Source organism: Brevibacillus humidisoli, assembly GCF_020923435.1.
GTDB lineage: Bacteria > Bacillota > Bacilli > Brevibacillales > Brevibacillaceae > Brevibacillus_E > Brevibacillus_E humidisoli.
This window is the reverse complement of record NZ_CP087263.1, coordinates 4,028,906-4,044,792: the sequence shown is the minus strand read 5'-3', so window position 1 is coordinate 4,044,792 and position 15,887 is coordinate 4,028,906. Positions and strand designations below refer to the sequence as shown.

General features: G+C 53.9%; 14 protein-coding genes. 11 read left to right on the top strand and 3 right to left on the bottom strand.

The annotated features are described in order from the left end of the window. Positions 1–18 precede the first annotated feature (18 nt). The gene (locus LOK74_RS19720) at positions 19–1,326 is read right to left on the bottom strand and encodes an MDR family MFS transporter (RefSeq protein ID WP_230043699.1); all 1,308 of its coding nucleotides are present in this window, start codon (positions 1,324–1,326) and stop codon (positions 19–21) included. A gap of 631 nt (positions 1,327–1,957) precedes the next feature. Between LOK74_RS19720 and LOK74_RS19715 the strand changes: the two genes are divergently transcribed. Then, positions 1,958–2,317, top strand: a complete 360-nt coding sequence (locus LOK74_RS19715) for a carboxymuconolactone decarboxylase family protein (protein WP_230043698.1) — start codon at positions 1,958–1,960, stop codon at positions 2,315–2,317. 137 nt (positions 2,318–2,454) lie between these two features. Here the strand turns inward: LOK74_RS19715 and selD are convergent, their stop codons facing one another. Beyond that, on the bottom strand, positions 2,455–3,504 hold the full coding sequence (gene selD, locus LOK74_RS19710) for a selenide, water dikinase SelD (RefSeq protein WP_230043697.1): 1,050 nt from the start codon (positions 3,502–3,504) through the stop codon (positions 2,455–2,457). A gap of 96 nt (positions 3,505–3,600) precedes the next feature. Between selD and mnmH the strand changes: the two genes are divergently transcribed. The 8 genes from mnmH (at position 3,601) to LOK74_RS19670 (ending at position 13,528) form a co-directional block, all read left to right on the top strand. Continuing rightward, positions 3,601–4,704 carry a tRNA 2-selenouridine(34) synthase MnmH gene (gene mnmH, locus LOK74_RS19705; RefSeq protein ID WP_230043696.1) on the top strand — a complete coding sequence of 368 codons (1,104 nt, stop codon included), beginning with the start codon at positions 3,601–3,603 and terminating at the stop codon, positions 4,702–4,704. Between the two features lie 37 nt (positions 4,705–4,741). After that, positions 4,742–5,854, top strand: a complete 1,113-nt coding sequence (locus tag LOK74_RS19700) for an aminopeptidase (protein ID WP_230043695.1) — start codon at positions 4,742–4,744, stop codon at positions 5,852–5,854. A 41-nt stretch (positions 5,855–5,895) separates the two neighbouring features. Then, on the top strand, positions 5,896–6,846 hold the full coding sequence (locus tag LOK74_RS19695) for a 1-aminocyclopropane-1-carboxylate deaminase/D-cysteine desulfhydrase (protein ID WP_230043694.1): 951 nt from the start codon (positions 5,896–5,898) through the stop codon (positions 6,844–6,846). Positions 6,847–7,081: 235 nt separating this feature from the next. Further along, the gene (locus LOK74_RS19690) at positions 7,082–7,264 is read left to right on the top strand and encodes a hypothetical protein (RefSeq protein WP_230043693.1); all 183 of its coding nucleotides are present in this window, start codon (positions 7,082–7,084) and stop codon (positions 7,262–7,264) included. 80 nt (positions 7,265–7,344) lie between these two features. Continuing rightward, positions 7,345–8,307: an RluA family pseudouridine synthase gene (locus LOK74_RS19685; RefSeq protein ID WP_230043692.1), complete on the top strand. Its 963-nt coding sequence runs from the start codon at positions 7,345–7,347 to the stop codon at positions 8,305–8,307. Between the two features lie 179 nt (positions 8,308–8,486). Beyond that, positions 8,487–9,113: a TetR/AcrR family transcriptional regulator gene (locus tag LOK74_RS19680; RefSeq protein WP_230043691.1), complete on the top strand. Its 627-nt coding sequence runs from the start codon at positions 8,487–8,489 to the stop codon at positions 9,111–9,113. A gap of 75 nt (positions 9,114–9,188) precedes the next feature. Further along, a complete protein-coding gene (locus LOK74_RS19675; protein WP_230043690.1) occupies positions 9,189–10,415 on the top strand; it encodes an efflux RND transporter periplasmic adaptor subunit in 1,227 nt (408 codons plus the stop codon). Between the two features lie 2 nt (positions 10,416–10,417). Beyond that, positions 10,418–13,528 (top strand): efflux RND transporter permease subunit, encoded by a 3,111-nt coding sequence (locus LOK74_RS19670; protein WP_230043689.1) that lies wholly within the window; start codon positions 10,418–10,420, stop codon positions 13,526–13,528. A gap of 88 nt (positions 13,529–13,616) precedes the next feature. Here LOK74_RS19670 and LOK74_RS19665 read toward each other — a convergent pair whose 3' ends face one another. Continuing rightward, positions 13,617–13,718 (bottom strand): putative holin-like toxin, encoded by a 102-nt coding sequence (locus LOK74_RS19665; RefSeq protein WP_230043688.1) that lies wholly within the window; start codon positions 13,716–13,718, stop codon positions 13,617–13,619. Positions 13,719–13,825: 107 nt separating this feature from the next. Here LOK74_RS19665 and LOK74_RS19660 point away from each other — a divergent pair, with 107 nt between their 5' ends. Both LOK74_RS19660 and LOK74_RS19655 read left to right on the top strand, forming a co-directional pair. Further along, the gene (locus LOK74_RS19660; protein WP_230043687.1) at positions 13,826–15,121 is read left to right on the top strand and encodes an HD domain-containing protein; all 1,296 of its coding nucleotides are present in this window, start codon (positions 13,826–13,828) and stop codon (positions 15,119–15,121) included. After that, positions 15,114–15,620: a YwgA family protein gene (locus LOK74_RS19655; RefSeq protein WP_230043686.1), complete on the top strand. Its 507-nt coding sequence runs from the start codon at positions 15,114–15,116 to the stop codon at positions 15,618–15,620. The genes LOK74_RS19660 and LOK74_RS19655 overlap by 8 nt, the downstream gene beginning before the upstream one ends. Positions 15,621–15,887 lie beyond the last annotated feature (267 nt).

The window sequence follows — 15,887 nt, the reverse complement described above, 5'->3', positions numbered from 1 at the left end:
ATGCCTTACCTGATGCACCTATACCACCTCCGGCTTTGCTTTCTTTTGCTTCGCCTCTTGCGCCGCGTTTGCGTCCAACTCCTCCTGGCTGGTTTTTCGGGGGAATTTGGCGAGCAGCCGGAACAACCTTACGTACAACAAGGCGCTAATCAGGGCACAAAGCAGTATCACGCCAAACACACCCAGCGGCGGGAGCCACTGCGACAGCCCGATCGCAGCCGGGGCGAGGAAGCGTCCGATGGAGAACTGCAGCGTAGAGGCGCCCATGTACTGACCGCGGCTCTCTTCCGGTGCATATTTGCTGACAAACGTCTGGGCCACCGGAGTCCGGATCAGTTCCCCCAGGGTAAACAGCACCATACAGCCAAACAGCAGCCAGACGTTGGCGGTCAGCCCCATCGCAAACATGCCGATTCCAGACAGGATCGAGGAGAGAACGAGCGCGTTGCGGTCATTCCAGTGGGAAAACATCCGGGTCACCAGCAAGGTAAACAGGACGACCATCAGCCCGTTTAGGCCGATCAGCCAACCGAACACTTCTGTCGGTGCCACCGTGAACGACCAGTCGCCCCAGGTGAACAGCGTTTGTTCCGGGACGTGCTCTTTAATATAAATGCCCATGTAGAGATCCATCTGCATAAACACGATGGCCACGAGAATCCCGGCCATAATATACAGGGCAAACATTTTGTCGCGAAAGATCACCGCATAACTGCGCCACTGCTCCTTGGGCGTGTTTGCCTGTTCGCGCATCTTCCGCGCGGAAGCGGGCAGCGATTCTTTGATCAGGACAAACAGCAGGGTAGTCAGCAGCATGCTGACTGCGGCACAGACCACGAACAGTGCTGTCCGGTGGTGAATAAAGAACATCGAGCCGATGATCGGTCCGACTACCACGCCAATGTTCATCGTCGTATAAAAGGTGGCGAAAACCTTTCTGCGCTCTTCTTCCGTGGTCAAGTCGGTCACCATCGCGGCGCTTGCCGGCCAGTAGATAGAACCGGCAACCGAGAGGCCGATAAATGCCAGGTAATCCACCCAGGGGGAAGAAGAGAGGGCAAACAATACGAACATGGCGGACTCCATCGCCGAGGCGAAAATCATCGCCGGTCGTCTCCCGATTCGATCGGACAACTGGCCGCCGATCAGGCTGGCGACGATGCCCAGCAGCGGCGGAACCATCAGCAGGAGCCCTGCTGCATCTTTTCCAAACGATTCCGTGAAGTGCAGCGCCATAAAGGGAAAAACCATCCACATGAATATGTGAAAGATCCCTTCGCCAAACAGCCGTACTTTTAAGTTTAGATCCCATCGAAGCCAATACATGGCGGTACCTCCCATCAGTTTTCCATACAACATCTGCAGGTACGGGCCATCCGCCTAACAAAAAACAAACAGCGTAAACGAAGGGAGGTGGACTCCTGCGCTTACGCTGTTTCCAATTGCGACGTACGCTGTTTTGCATTCTCGGCCTTCGGGACATACGATAGAAGGACTGATGACATGTGTGGGGAATGAAAAAGACGAAAGCACACCCTTCCCCGCTAAAGGGAACGGAAAGACACCTTTCGTCTCCACAATACGCAGCATATGGAAACGGAAGCGGACCCAGCATCCTGCAGCTTCTCAGATATGAACGGTTTTTCAGGGGGACGGACGGTACCCCCCGAAGGGCCCGTCACATCATCGAAACTCCAGTTGGACGCATAAGTCACACTCCCGTTACATGACATGTTAACAAGTGATATCCATAGATTATGCCAGAAAAATAGGAAAATGCAAGAATTTTTTTCGAACAAAAACGATTTACCGGATGACTGTTAGGTGGAATATGCAGGACTTTGTGAAGTGATCGAGAAGTTTTGCCACTATAAAGCGGATGAAGAGGTTTTGTCACGTCAGATGGTGAAAGAAAAAATGAGCGTTTGACCAAGAAAGCTGCAAGGGTGGGTATCGAATGAAATCGGAACCATTGAAATCAGACCAAATGACTCAATATCACAGAGAGTGGAATGCCGTCATGGCCGACAACGATGACTTCTTCCAACAATTCGGAGCGTTGGACGACAAGGTGTACGAAGAGGGGGCGATTGACAAAAAACACAAAGAACTGATGGGATTGGCCATCTCAGTCACAACCAAATGCAACGAATGCATTTTGTATCACCTCAAAGGGTGTCTGAAAGCGGGCGCCAACAAAAGCGCGATCATCGAGGCGATCAAGATCGGTGTGATCGCCGGCGGGTCGATCACCTATCCCAATGCTCGTTTTGCCTTTGAGATGCTACAAGAGTTGGAAGTGATCCAGGCAGGGTGAAACGGTCACTGTCATCACGACCGCTATGCCAATCTTATGACTGTTGCTATGCTAATGCGACGCCAACTGTCATGCCAACAGACAGGACGACTGCCCGCATCCCCGGCGGGCAGTCAACAAGTGAGGCAGAACATGTCCTATACTACCACGATCTTCCCAGGATGCTCGTCAACCACATCGGCGATCTTCCGCGCCCCATCAACCCCATGCTCGTGCAGGGAGTGGAGCAGCGCGTCAGCCTCCTCGCCTCGCACACTGATCAACAGTCCCCCTGACGTTACGGCATCACAGAGGATCAGGCGGTCAAGCTCATCCAGCGCCTCGGAGAAGCTCACGCGGTCCTGAACCCAGCGGTAGTTGGATTTGCTGCCGCCGGGAACGATTCCCACCTCCGCCAGTTGGCGCGTCCCCTCCAGAACCGGTACGTCCGCCTGCCGTATGCGAATCCCTACCTTGCTTCCCTCCGCCATCTCCAGTGCGTGTCCCAGCAGTCCAAAACCAGTCACATCGGTGCAGGCATGGACAGAAAAAGCTTTCATGCAGGCAGCTGCCTGCTTGTTCAGCGTGGCCATCAGCTTCATCACCGTCTCTGTCATTTGAGGGGAGAGGGCATCCCGTTTGATCGCTGTCGTCTGAATGCCGACGCCGATCGGCTTGGTTAGGATCAGCGCATCGCCGGGTTTGGCTCCCGCGTTGGTGAGAACGTTCCGCGGGTGAACCGTTCCGGTCACCGACAGACCGAACTTTGGCTCGGGATCGTCGATCGAGTGCCCACCCACGAGAGCCGCGCCCGCCTCCTCCACTTTGTCCGCTGCACCCCGCAGGATCTCGCCCAATACAGCCGGGTCCAGCTTGCTGATCGGGAAGCCGACGATGTTAAGGGCCGTAATCGGCTGCCCGCCCATCGCAAACACATCGCTTAGTGCGTTTGCCGCCGCAATCTGGCCGAACCAGTACGGATCATCGACAATCGGCGTAAAAAAGTCCAACGTTTGGACAAGCGCGATGTCATCGGTCAATTGGTAGACGCCGGCATCATCGGATGTCTCCAGTCCAACCAGCAATCGCGGATCGTTTTGACCCGGCCGTTTGGCATCCTTCAGTACGGATGAGAGGGCATCAGGGCTGATCTTGCAGCCGCACCCTCCTTTCGTCGTGTAAGACGTCAGTTTGATCGGGCTAACCATCTGCTATGACCTCCTTTATGGAATGAACATGGAATCATGCTACAATAAAGCAAAGTAAATACGGATTTATCTTATCAAATAAAAGGTGATGTTGTCGTGAAAGAGATCAGCATAGAGGAACTGCTGCACAAGGGATGCGGCAACCTGATCGACGTGCGATCCCCTGCGGAATATGCGCGTGATACGATTCCAGGTGCCTGCAACGTTCCGCTGTTCAGCGATGAGGAGCGCGCCCAGGTGGGAATCACTTACAAGCAGGAGGGACAAGCAGCGGCACAGTGGCTAGGCATGCAGATTGTGGCGCCCAAGATGGAGAGATTGATGCGGGCGATCCGGGAGCGGGCAGAAGAAACAAGTGAAGTCCCGACCATTTTTTGCTGGCGGGGCGGCATGCGCAGCAAGGCGATGGCCACATTTGCCAGCTTTTCCGGTCTGCCTGTGCAGCGCCTGATCGGTGGATACCGGGCCTACCGCAAACACGTCGTGCATACGTTTGAGCCGTACCAACTACATGCTCCGGTGGTGCTGCTGCACGGTTTGACGGGGGTGGGCAAAACGGAACTGCTCAGACGATTGGAAGAGCGCGGTCTGCCTGTGCTTGACCTTGAACGGATGGCGGGCCATCGCGGTTCGGTCTTCGGTCACATCGGGTATGGCAAACCAGCCAACCAGAAGATGTTTGACGCTCGTCTGTTTGAGACCCTGCGCCAGTATCCAGACGCTCCCTTTTTCCTGATGGAAGCAGAGAGCAGACGGATCGGCAATGCCCTCCTCCCTCCCTTCTTGATGGAGGCAAAACAGACAGCCTATCATCTTTTTCTCCGTGCGCCGCTCGACGTGCGTGTTGAGCGATTGTATGCCGATTATGTCGCTCCGTATGCCCACCGCAGTGATTTCCGCGAAAGCATTCTGCAGGCCTACCGAACGATCGCCGGCAAGATTCCGACAGAACAGTCCCGTCTGCTGGCAGAGGCGATCAAGCGGGAGGATTACCGACAGGCGATCACTTCTTTGTTGCTATACTACTATGATCCGCGCTACCAGAATAAACGGAACACTTATACCGGTCCCTTTACCGAGATCGATGCCACCTCGCTGGAAGCAGCGGAAGCGGCGACGATTCATTTTTTGAAAGCAACTTTTACCGACCAAAAAATTTATGGTGGGATATCAAGGGGGCAGCTCGATGTGTTACAATGACAAGGATATGGAAGGTTATGGTAAAGGGGTAGAATAGATGGTAGATCCACGAATGAGCAAGCTGGCTGAAATCCTGCTCGACCACTCCGTCCGCATACAGGAACGGGAGCATCTCATGATTGAACTGCGAGGCGGAGGAGTGGAACTGGCCAAGGAATTGATAAAACAAGCATACGCCAGAGGGGCTTACCCGCATGTGCGGATAATCAATCCCGAGATTCAGCGCGAACTGCTGATGGGCACGACAGAGGAGCGGGCAGAAACAATCAAGCAGTGGGAGGAGCCGATTGTCCGAGGAACGGATGCGTTCATCGTGATCAACGGCATGAACAACGACAGTGAAATGGCCGACGTGCCGGTTGAGCGGCGGCGCATGCAGCAAAACGTGATGAAGCCGGTCAATGACTTGTTGACCAATCACCGGAGATGGGTACTGCTCAACTATCCGGGTCCCGCTAAAGCACAGAGCGCCAACATGTCGACGGAGGCTTTTGAAGATTTTTACTTCGATGTCTGCACCCTAGACTACAAAAAGATGAAGGAAGCCTTTTCCCCGCTAAAAGAATTGATGGATCAGACAGATCAGGTGCGGATCGTCGGTCCAGGTACCGAGCTGACCTTTTCGATCAAAGGCATCCCTAACATTATCTGCGCGGGTGAATACAATGTTCCGGATGGAGAAATCTTTACCGCACCGGTGCGCGATTCGGTTAACGGCACGATTAGCTTCCGGACGACTACCCAGTACATGAATACGCGGTTTGACCATATCAGGCTGCGCTTTGAAAACGGCAAGATTGTGGAAGCTTCGGCCAACAATACGAGCCGATTAAACGAAATCCTGGATTTGGACGAAGGAGCTCGCTACATTGGCGAATTCGCAATCGGGGTCAATCCTTACATCCTGCACCCGATGAACGACATCTTATTTGACGAAAAAATCGCCGGCAGCTTCCACTTCACGCCAGGGCAGGCTTATCTGGAAGCAGACAACGGAAACCGCAGCGTGGTTCACTGGGATATGGTCAACATTCAACGTCCGGAATACGGTGGTGGCGAGATCTGGTTTGACGATGTGTTGATTCGCAAGGACGGTCTGTTTGTGCACGAGGCTCTGCTTGGCCTCAATCCGGAAAACCTGAAAACCTGAAAACTTGAAAAGACGCATCGATGTGACAAGGGGGTAACACGATGGCGACGATCAAGACACCGCTGCAGTTTTTGCCGCGTCTCAGCGAGACATTGGGGCGGCAGATCTGGATCAAGCGGGACGATCTGAACGGTGACATCCTGACCGCCGGAAACAAAAGGCGAAAACTGGCCTATCTGTTGGCAGATGCGAAACAGAAGGGGGCAGATACGGTTCTCACCACAGGCGGTCCTAATTCCAACCACGCACGGGCAACCGCTGCGATGTCCATACAAATGGGTCTCACTCCGATCCTGGTACTGGCTGGCCGCGAGCCGGATGCCCGACGGGGAAACTATCTGCTCAACAGCCTGATGGGCGTCGAGATGAAGTTTAGCGGGGCACGCACACAAGAAGAGATGGAGTCTGCTTTGAGAGATTACGCCGACCAAGTGGCTCAAGCGGGAAAGCGGCCGTATGTGATCGGAGTGGGCGGATCGAACGGTCTCGGGTCGCTCGGCTATGTCGATGCATACAGTGAGATGAAGCGGCAGGCGGCGGAAGCGGGAGTCCACTTTGAGTGGATATTTGCTGCTGCCGGATCCGGAGGAACACTGGCAGGGCTGATCTACGGACGTGACCTGGCCGGCGATCAGACGGAGATCGTCGGGATTTCCCCCTGGCTAAAAGAGACGGAAATCCGCATGCGGATTGATCAGTGTCTGGCCGAGTTGGATGTACTGGCAGAGCAAAGAAGGACGGCAGAACGATCCGGTCCCGCATATCGGGTGAGTGATGCCTACCTCGGCAAAGGATACGGTGTGCCTACCGATACAGGCATGGAGGCACTAAGGCTGCTGGCCCAGTCGGAAGCGATCCTGCTGGATCACGTCTACACCGCAAAAACAATGGCGGGCTGCCTGGACTTCATCCGCAGCGGAATCATTTCACCAGGGGCGAACGTACTCTTTTGGCACACTGGTGGAGCACCGGGGCTGTTTGTACTGGAGTAGAGCAGGATCGTTCCTTTATGCAGAAAGCCGAGAACAAGGGACGGTAACAGGAATCACAACTGCAGCACCACCATACGAATCAACCAATACTGGTTACGAGAATTACCCAACACAGAGGAGAGTGTTGGTCTTTTTTTGTCTATATATAATACTTTTTAAACAACAATGTTTACAAATGAAAATCCCTTGCTATATACTTAATATACAAATAAGTTTAATAAGTTGGAGGTTAGCCATGGACAAAATCGTCAAAAGCATTGTCTGCCAGCTGCTGCCACAAGGGAAGTATACCCTTGCTTATGTGCTTGATGAACGATATACGACCCAATTGCTGGAGTTGGGGAACACTCCATCATCTTGGCCCCCAACATCCCCAGAGGCTGTCTATGAACAGGTGTACATGACGAGAGTCGTGTAATCCGATGTCAACTGGCGGTCCCCTCCTCGTTTCGCTACAATAAGCAAAGGATAAGAACCTACAGAACGGCGGGGATACAGGTGTCAGCCAAGGGATGGCTTGAATACGTAGTGACGGAGCAGGACGAAGGACAAACAGTGGAACAAATCGTACGGGAGAAGCTGGCGGTTTCCGGGCGCATGGTACAGCGGTTAACCCGCAGTAAAGGAATTCGCCTCAATCGCAAAAATGCTTATCTGAAACGAACGGTAAAGAAGGGCGACAAGGTAGCGGTGCGGATCGCAGACAGGGAAAGAACGGGGGCAGCATCTCTGCCAGAGACGGAGCATCCTCGTATCTTGACGAAAGCGCCCCCCGTCGAGATTCTTTATGAAGACGACCATCTGCTGGTGGCAAACAAGCCTGCGGGCATGATGGTGCATCCTCTAAGGGAGACAGATCGCGCCACGTTGGTAGAGGCACTAGCAGCCCACTTCCAGGTGACGGGTGAGGCGTCAGTGGCTATTCCCCATCCCGTCCACCGGCTGGACAAAGAGACCTCGGGGGCTGTGTTGATAGCCAAGAGCAGCTACGCCCACCAATTGGCGGACAGGGTGCTTCGGGCAGGAAAACTCCACCGGGAATACATAGCGCTCGTTTCCGGGCGAGTGGAGAAGAACAGCGGGACCATCCGGGCGGCGATCATCCGCGACGGGCGGCACCCGACCAAGCGGAAGTGGAGTGAAGCAGGTGATCCTGCGATCACACACTACGAGGTGCTGGTCAGAGGAACCGATACGACACTGGTTAAAGCGTGGTTGGAGACGGGAAAGACGCATCAAATACGCGTTCATTTCTCCGGATTGGGTCATCCGCTGATCGGGGACCGATTGTATGGGGGGAAGGGATTCGGCTTTTTCCGTCAGGCGCTTCATGCCTATCGGTTATCCTTTCCTCATCCGCTGTTCGACGAGGTGGTAGAGGTGTTGGCGCCACTGCCGGAGGACCTGCGTTCCTATCTGGCGAAGGCAGGGTACGACGAGCATCTAGAGAATGGCAGCTAGTGCTGTATATCAATGTGGAAAGTGGGGAAGCAGATCAACTGCGGTTCATGAAGGCAGTGATCTACTTTTTCTGTTTCGACGGATCAGCATTTATTTGCAAGCAAGTATTTACTGTCATGCGCCCGCTTTGGTATAATCTTCATGTTAGCAAGTACTTGCATGTGGTGGGGGAACGAATGATGACAAAAGGGACAAATCTATTTCCAGATGGAAAGGGGGAAGAGCGCGAAACGAGACAGCGCATCTTGGACGCCGCCCGCCGATTGATGGCTCAAAAAGGATATGTGGGTGCGACCACGCGCTTGATTGCAAGTGCCGCCGGAGTAAATGAAGTGACCATCTTTCGCCACTTTGGCAGTAAAGAAGGGATTTTGGATGCGATGGTGGCTGAGATGGAGGCAGCTTTTCCTGTTTTGCAGCAAAGTCTGGCCCAGTCCTATACAGACCCCAGAGAGATGTTGATTCGCTTCGGGCGTACCTTCTTCCAGGTGTTGTGCGAGCAGCGGGAAAACCTGATGATCTGTCTGGTAGAAGTGCCCAATCGCCCGGAGTTGGTCGGACACTTCAGCCGACTCCCGTTTGCGGCGGCGTCAGGGCTTCTGGCCAAGCTGGAGGAGATGCATCGGGAGGGATGGCTGCCGCCAGGGGATTTTGCTGTAGCAGCTCATATGTACATATCTTCTTATTTTTACGCCTTTATGGTGCGGTATCGGTTAAACAACCAGTTGTATGAGGTTGGGGACGAACGGCTGTACGAGACGGCCGCCGATCTGTTGCTGAACGGCTTGACAGCTGGACGGAAATAATCAGACAACATAGTACGTATTGAGTAAAAGAGAACGGGTACGAGGGAGCATCATACGATGGGAGCGGAGGTTGTCATGAGTAAGCGTATTCCGGTTTTATTCAGTATTTTCACCTTGCTGGTCTTGACCGCATGCAGCAGTCAGCCTGCGGCAGTTGCACCGAAAGAAACGAAACGGGTAGCCGTGGTTCCGGTAAAACGGGAACAGGCCGTACGGGTTGTCGAGCTGTCCGGAACACTGCAGCCGAACGAGGAGACGTTGGTTGCCTTTGAGGTTCCGGGACGGATCGTCGATCTGAAGCGGGAGGAAGGTGATCGGGTCGAGGCAGGAGAACTGCTGGGGCAGGTGGACGCCAGCGATTATTCGCTGCAGCTGGCCCAGGCGAGTGAAAGCGTCCAACAGGCGGAGGCTACGCTGCAGCAGGTGAACAACGGTGCACGGGAACAGGAGATTGCCCAGGCGAAGGCAGCCGTTGAAAAGGCCCAGGTCGCATGGAAGCAAGCTGAGAGTGACTTCAAGCGGATCGAGAAGCTGTACGAGGAAAAAGCGGTCTCCCAGAACGATTACGAAAACGCGCAAAACCGATTGACCCTCGCTGAGAAGGATCTGCTGACAGCCCAGCAGGCCTACTCGCTGGTCACGCAGGGGGCCCGTTCGGAGGTGCGCGAGCAAACCAGGTCCTCTTATGAGTTGGCACTCTTGGCGAAACAACAGGCTGCCCTTACCCTGTCCAAGACGGAACTAAAGGCGCCGATCAGCGGAACCGTTATCGCCAAACTGTCGTCACCGGGTGAACTGATCAGTGTCGGCACACCCGTCTACAAGATCGGCGACATTGACATGCTGAAAGTGGTGCTCCCTGTGCCGGATCGGGAGATATCCGAGTGGAAACAGGGAGATACGGTTACGTTATCGCTGTACAGTGAGACTCGCGAAGGGACGGTTACCAACATTCTGCCGGCCACCAACCAAAACACGGGAACGATCAGTGTGGAGGTAAGTGTGCCTAACCCTGAGCACGACTGGTATGTGGGGCAAGTGGTCACAGCCAACCGGACGATTACGGGGAGTGAGGGGATCTACGTCCCGATCGAAGCAGTCCTGAGCCGTGGTGAAGAGACCCCGCATGTCTTTTTGCTCCAAGACGGAAAAGCCGTGAAAACCCCGGTTTCGGTTGGACAACTTTTTGACAACAAACTGGAGATCACAAGCGGTTTGAAAGAGGGAGACGTCCTGATCGTCAAAGGAGCGGACCGCCTGTTTGACGGTGATCAAGTCGAAGCGGCAGCAGGAGGTAAGTAACGGTGATCTCTTATATCGTCAAGAAGCGAAAGATTACCCTTCTGTTTTTCACGATGCTGCTAATGATTGGGAGCCTCTCCTTTCTGCAGCTCCCCCGGCAGGAGATGCCGGAGATTGTCGTCAACATGGCGACCGTTACGACGGTATATCCGGGAGCTTCCCCCGAAAAGGTGGAGCAGACGGTCACCAAAAAGTTGGAGGAAAAGATTAACGAACTACAGGGATTGAAGTCGATCCAATCTACCTCCAGCCTGGGGGTCTCGTCGATCATCATTGAGGCGGAAAACGGCGTAGATCCCAAGCAGAAGTGGGATGAACTGCGGAAAAAAGTGAAGGATGCGGAAGCAGATCTCCCGGAAGATGCCCACCAACCGGTGATCAATGATGATTTGAACCGCACGTTTATTCAGACGTTTGCGATCGTTGCCAATTCCACAGAACAGCTCTACAGTTTGCGGGATACCCTGGAAAACTGGAAAGAACAACTGAGGACCATCCCCAACGTCGCTGATGTGACGATTCAGGGACTTCCTGAGCAAGAGGTGCGGATTGACGTCGACACGCAAAAGCTCCAGCAGTACGCGATCTCTTGGACACAGGTGCTGGGGGCTGTCCAGGCGGAAAACGAGCGGGTGCCGCTGGGTGATCTGGATGTGGGAGAACGCACGTACCAGTTGAAGCTATCCGAGTCGCGCGATGTACAGCGGTTGGAAGACGTGATCGTCTCCAAGTCCCGGGAAGGGTTTCCAATCTATCTGAAAGATGTCGCACGGGTGGTGCTGACCACAGAAAAGATCAACTCTCTTTCCTACTATAATGGAAAGCCGTCCGTCTCGATCAGCATCAATGCGGAGTTTGGCAGCGACGTGCCTTCCCTGCAGGAAAAAGTAGATGACATGGTCGAGAACTTGGAAGAGACACTGCCTGTGTGGGCGGAGTTTCATTCGATATTTACCCAAAACGAGCAGGTGCAGGAGATGTTTGGCGATCTCTCGCGGGAGATGCTGATCGCGATTGTCGCCGTACTGTTGGTATGTACACTCGGGCTTAACTTTACGACTTCATTCGTGGTCGCTTTGGCCATCCCGATATCGTTGTCGGTTGGCATGCTGCTGCTGCCGCCTCTGGGGATCAGCCTCAACATGATCACCATCGCCGCGCTGATCATCGTGCTGGGGATTCTGGTCGACGACGCGGTTGTCGTCAACGACAATATCGAGCGCAGGCTCTCTGTCCTGCGAGAGCGTCCCTTTGCGGCAGCGGTAAACGGTGCCAGGGAAGTGTCGATTTCGATTATCACGGCTACGTTAGCGACGATTGCCTCGTTTGGCCCGCTCTTCTTCCTGGAAGGGAATGTAGGACAGTTTATCAAGCCGGTCCCGGTTATTATCACCAGTACGATGCTTGCTTCGATGGTGATGTCTCTGACGATCATCCCGATCTACCGGCAGTGGCGTGAAGAACGGAGCAAGCGGGGAGTGGAAGGATATCGCAAACCGGCGGGTCTGTTGGGGAAACAGATCTCCTCGCTGACCGACTGGTATGCACAGCGGCTGATGCCCAAGGTGTTAGCGAAACCGCTGCGTACCGGATTGATTGGCGTGCTGATCGGCACGCTCGCGTACGGATTGATTCCGTTTACCCCAGTTCAACTGTTTCCCCCTGACGATCGGGCGCAGTTTCTCGTCAATGTCCGCCTTCCGGTTGGCAGCAGTCTGCAGGAGACGGATCGCGTCGTCAGCGGTGTGTCCGACTGGATTCGTCAGCAGGAAGGAATCGAGGCGGTTGCCGCCTACGCTGGCGGCAGCGCTCCCAAGATGTTCAGCGGGGATACAGAAGTAGGAACCGGTATTGAACTAGGGCAGCTGGTCGTCACCGTCGATCAGGATAGACGGGATGTCGCCCAAACGGTCGAGGAATGGCGCGACCAGTTCCGGCAGCTGTTTCCGGAAGCAAGCGTAATCCCGGTACAACTGGAAGCAGGTCCGCCCGTCGGCAGCCCGGTCGTAATCCGTATCTTTGGCGACGATCTGGACACGCTGCGCAAGCTGTCTCAACAGGTGAAGGATATCGTGGCCGATGTACCCGGTACGTTCGACGTGCAGGATAATCTGGGAATTGAGCGTTACGCTATCGAGTTTGAGGTAAACAAGGCGCTGATGGATGAGAAAATGGTCTCCGCGGCCGAGCTCAACCGAACACTGCGGCTGATGAATGAGGGAATCACGGTCAGTGAGTTTGATACGGGGACTGAGCTGATCGATATCAACCTGTACGCCGACACGACACAGATCGAACCTTTTGCCGCGTTTCAACGACTATCCGTGACCAACGCGATGAGTCAGCAAATCCCGCTGTCCGAGATCGTCGAGATGAAGCCAGGGTTTGCGATCAAGTCGATTCCGCATCACAATCTGTCCCGGTCTGTTACCGTATACAGTGATGTGAAAGGGCGTACGGCGACAGAAGTGATGCAGGAGATTCGACCGCTTGTAGAAAAGATCTCGTTTCCTGACGGGTATCGCTGGGAAGTAGCAGGGGAAACTTCGGAACAGACTGATGTGTTCATCGACATGGGCAAGCTCTCTGTCGTCGTGGTCTTCCTGATCGTAATCTTGATCGCGATGCAATTCTACTCACTCAGCCTGCCTCTCTTGGTGATGAGTACGGTATACCTATCGTCAGCGGGCAGCTTGATCGGCTTGTTTGTTACACAGACGCCGCTTGGCTTCATGACGATGATGGGTGTGATATCCTTGGCGGGGATTGTCGTACGCAACGGGATCGTATTGATCGAGTTTGTGGAAGAGGCCAGACGCGAGGGTGTCGAACTGAAACAAGCGGTCATCCAAGCTGGCGAAGCGCGGTTCAGACCGATTCTGCTGACTACGATGACGGCAGTAGCAGGCTTGATGCCGCTGGCGCTGTCGGGTGACGTTTTGTTTGAACCGATGGCGATTACGATCATCTTCGGGCTGATTTTCTCGACGATGCTGACGCTGATCGTCGTGCCGTCCTTCTATACGGTACTGGCAGCCTATAAAGAGAAACGAAAGGCTCGTAAAGCAGCACGTCTCGGTCTGGATGGCCCGTCTACGGGTGCAGAAGTGTAGCCTGGACGAATTGTTATTCAATGTCTCCCCAGGAGGGGCGGTTCACCGAGTAGTAGATCACCCGATCGCTTGCAGGCTCAAGGGTGATCTACTTTTTTCTGCCGTTCGACAGGGACGCGACAAAAGCAACTAGTGCAACTACGAAGATTCCAAACTGAATCATCAAGTTTATTTCTTCGTGTGCTGTCATGGCTCTACCCCCCTTCCCAAATGGGTTGGTGATGTCTCAAACAATTTTGCTATACTGTATGGTATGGGTAGTAGATGGCGAGAGAGTTGGAGAGGGAGTGCGTCCCGATGGAGATGGCTGAGCTGTTAAGCGAAGAGAAGGTGTTTAAAGACCCGGTCCACCGCTATGTGCACGTGAGGGAGAAACTGATCTGGGATCTGATCAATGCACGCGAGTTTCAACGCCTGCGTCGAATCAAGCAGTTGGGCACCAGTTTCCTGACGTTTCACGGCGGTGAGCACAGCAGGTTTAACCACTCACTCGGCGTCTATGAGATCATGCGCCGGATCTTGGAGACATTTGAGGGACGAGCTGAACTGACGAGACGGGACAAGCTGCTCTGCCTGTGTGCGGCGCTTCTGCACGATATCGGGCACGGACCGTTTTCCCATTCGTTTGAGAAAGTGTTTCGTTTTGATCACGAGGACTGGACCCGCAGGATACTCACCGGTGATACCGAGATCAACCAGGTGCTGCGCAACGTGGACGAGCAGTTCCCGCTGGACGTGTCCGAAGTGATCGCCAAAACCTATGAAAACAAACTGATCGTCAGCCTGATTTCCAGCCAGATTGATGCCGATCGGATGGATTACCTGCTGCGTGACGCCTATTACACTGGTGTCAACTACGGCAACTTTGATATCGAGCGAATCTTGCGGGTGATGCGGCCACACGAGGACGGTGTGGTGATCAAGCTGAGCGGGATGCACGCGGTCGAAGATTATATCATGTCTCGCTACCAGATGTACTGGCAGGTCTACTTTCATCCGGTGACACGCAGTGCGGAAGTGGTGCTTCGCAAGATTTTTCTGCGGGCCAAGCATCTGCATCAGCAGGGTTATGCGTTTGGCATGGAGCCGCTTCACTTCCTGCCGTTCTTCCGTAAGCAGATCCTTTTGCAGGATTATCTGGCGCTAGATGAGACCGTCGTCTTCTTTTACATGCATCAGTGGCGGGAAGAAACTGATCCGATCTTATCTGACCTGTGCAAGCGGTTTCTTGACAGGAATCTCTTTCAATACGTCGAACTAGATTCTAAGAAGTTTCTGCAGGTGGAAGAGATGAAGAAACGGTTTGCTGAGGCTGGCATTGATCCGATGTACTATGTAGAGGTAGATTCCACATCCGATCTGCCGTATGACTTTTACCGTCCGGGAGAAGAGCAGGAGCGCATCCCGATCATGCTGCTGATGCCATCGGGGCAATTGCAGGAGCTGTCCCGCAAGTCGGAAATCGTGGAGTCGATCAGCGGGAAGCGGCGGTTTGACTATAAACTGTATTTTCCCATGGATGCCGTGATGGCTTTGCCGGATCATCTGTCCGGCCCGATTCGAGAACGTCTAGGGGTGATGCAAGATGTTTAAAGGACACGCCAAGATCGTACGTCTGGTCGAGGTACTAGGCGAGGTGACAGGGCGCAAGAAGCTGCACAAGATGGTCTACATCGCAAAAAAGATGCAAGTCGACTTTGACGATCGGTTCGAATTCCACATGTACGGACCGTATTCGGAAGAACTGACCGTACGGGTCGACGAACTGTGCAGCCTGGGGCTGCTCGACGAACAGAAAGAGAGCAAGGGAGCAATCGAAGTCTACCGCTACACGGTGAACGATGCGGGACGCGAGTTTCTGCAGCACCAGGATGTTGATCTGGGCGGTGGGGAACCGTTGTTTCGGCGGATGAACGAGGAGAACTCCCGCTTTCTGGAGCTAGTCTCGACCATTCTTTTCTTTGACTATCTTCCCTACGACGAGATGAAAACGAAGGTGTTTACGCTCAAAAGCAAGCAGCGCTATACCGAAGAGGAGATTGATAGAGCGCTCGCATTCATTGAAGAGATTCGGGTGATACATATAGCGTAATACGCTTGTTGCGTCTTCGCCAGCAGTGGCTGTGGGGTGGGAGGCTCCGCTGCGCGTGGGAACTCTACCGCAAGCGGGAGCGGTTTGGTTTGCAGCAGTTTCTGCTAGTCAGAATCAAGTGTACGTGGTTGACAATCGGTCTTATCATCTTATGTGTGTTTATGCATGAAGCTCGACGGACGTCATGTCCTGTTGAGCTTTTTTTGTCTCACTGGAAGGAGATAGGATGTAGATGTTCATGTTTCCTACCATCCGTAGTAGAGGAAA

Bases quoted from the DNA above. Each gene is read 5' to 3' on its own strand.
- LOK74_RS19665 (WP_230043688.1), bottom strand. From the start codon at position 13,718: ATGACAGCACACGAAGAAATAAACTTGATGATTCAGTTTGGAATCTTC.
- selD (WP_230043697.1), bottom strand. From the start codon at position 3,504: ATGGTTAGCCCGATCAAACTGACGTCTTACACGACGAAAGGAGGGTGC.
- LOK74_RS19690 (WP_230043693.1), top strand. From the start codon at position 7,082: ATGGACAAAATCGTCAAAAGCATTGTCTGCCAGCTGCTGCCACAAGGG.
- LOK74_RS19660 (WP_230043687.1), top strand. From the start codon at position 13,826: ATGGAGATGGCTGAGCTGTTAAGCGAAGAGAAGGTGTTTAAAGACCCG.
- LOK74_RS19700 (WP_230043695.1), top strand. From the start codon at position 4,742: ATGGTAGATCCACGAATGAGCAAGCTGGCTGAAATCCTGCTCGACCAC.
- LOK74_RS19715 (WP_230043698.1), top strand. From the start codon at position 1,958: ATGAAATCGGAACCATTGAAATCAGACCAAATGACTCAATATCACAGA.
- LOK74_RS19655 (WP_230043686.1), top strand. From the start codon at position 15,114: ATGTTTAAAGGACACGCCAAGATCGTACGTCTGGTCGAGGTACTAGGC.
- LOK74_RS19680 (WP_230043691.1), top strand. From the start codon at position 8,487: ATGACAAAAGGGACAAATCTATTTCCAGATGGAAAGGGGGAAGAGCGC.
- LOK74_RS19695 (WP_230043694.1), top strand. From the start codon at position 5,896: ATGGCGACGATCAAGACACCGCTGCAGTTTTTGCCGCGTCTCAGCGAG.
- LOK74_RS19675 (WP_230043690.1), top strand. From the start codon at position 9,189: ATGAGTAAGCGTATTCCGGTTTTATTCAGTATTTTCACCTTGCTGGTC.
- LOK74_RS19720 (WP_230043699.1), bottom strand. From the start codon at position 1,326: ATGTATTGGCTTCGATGGGATCTAAACTTAAAAGTACGGCTGTTTGGC.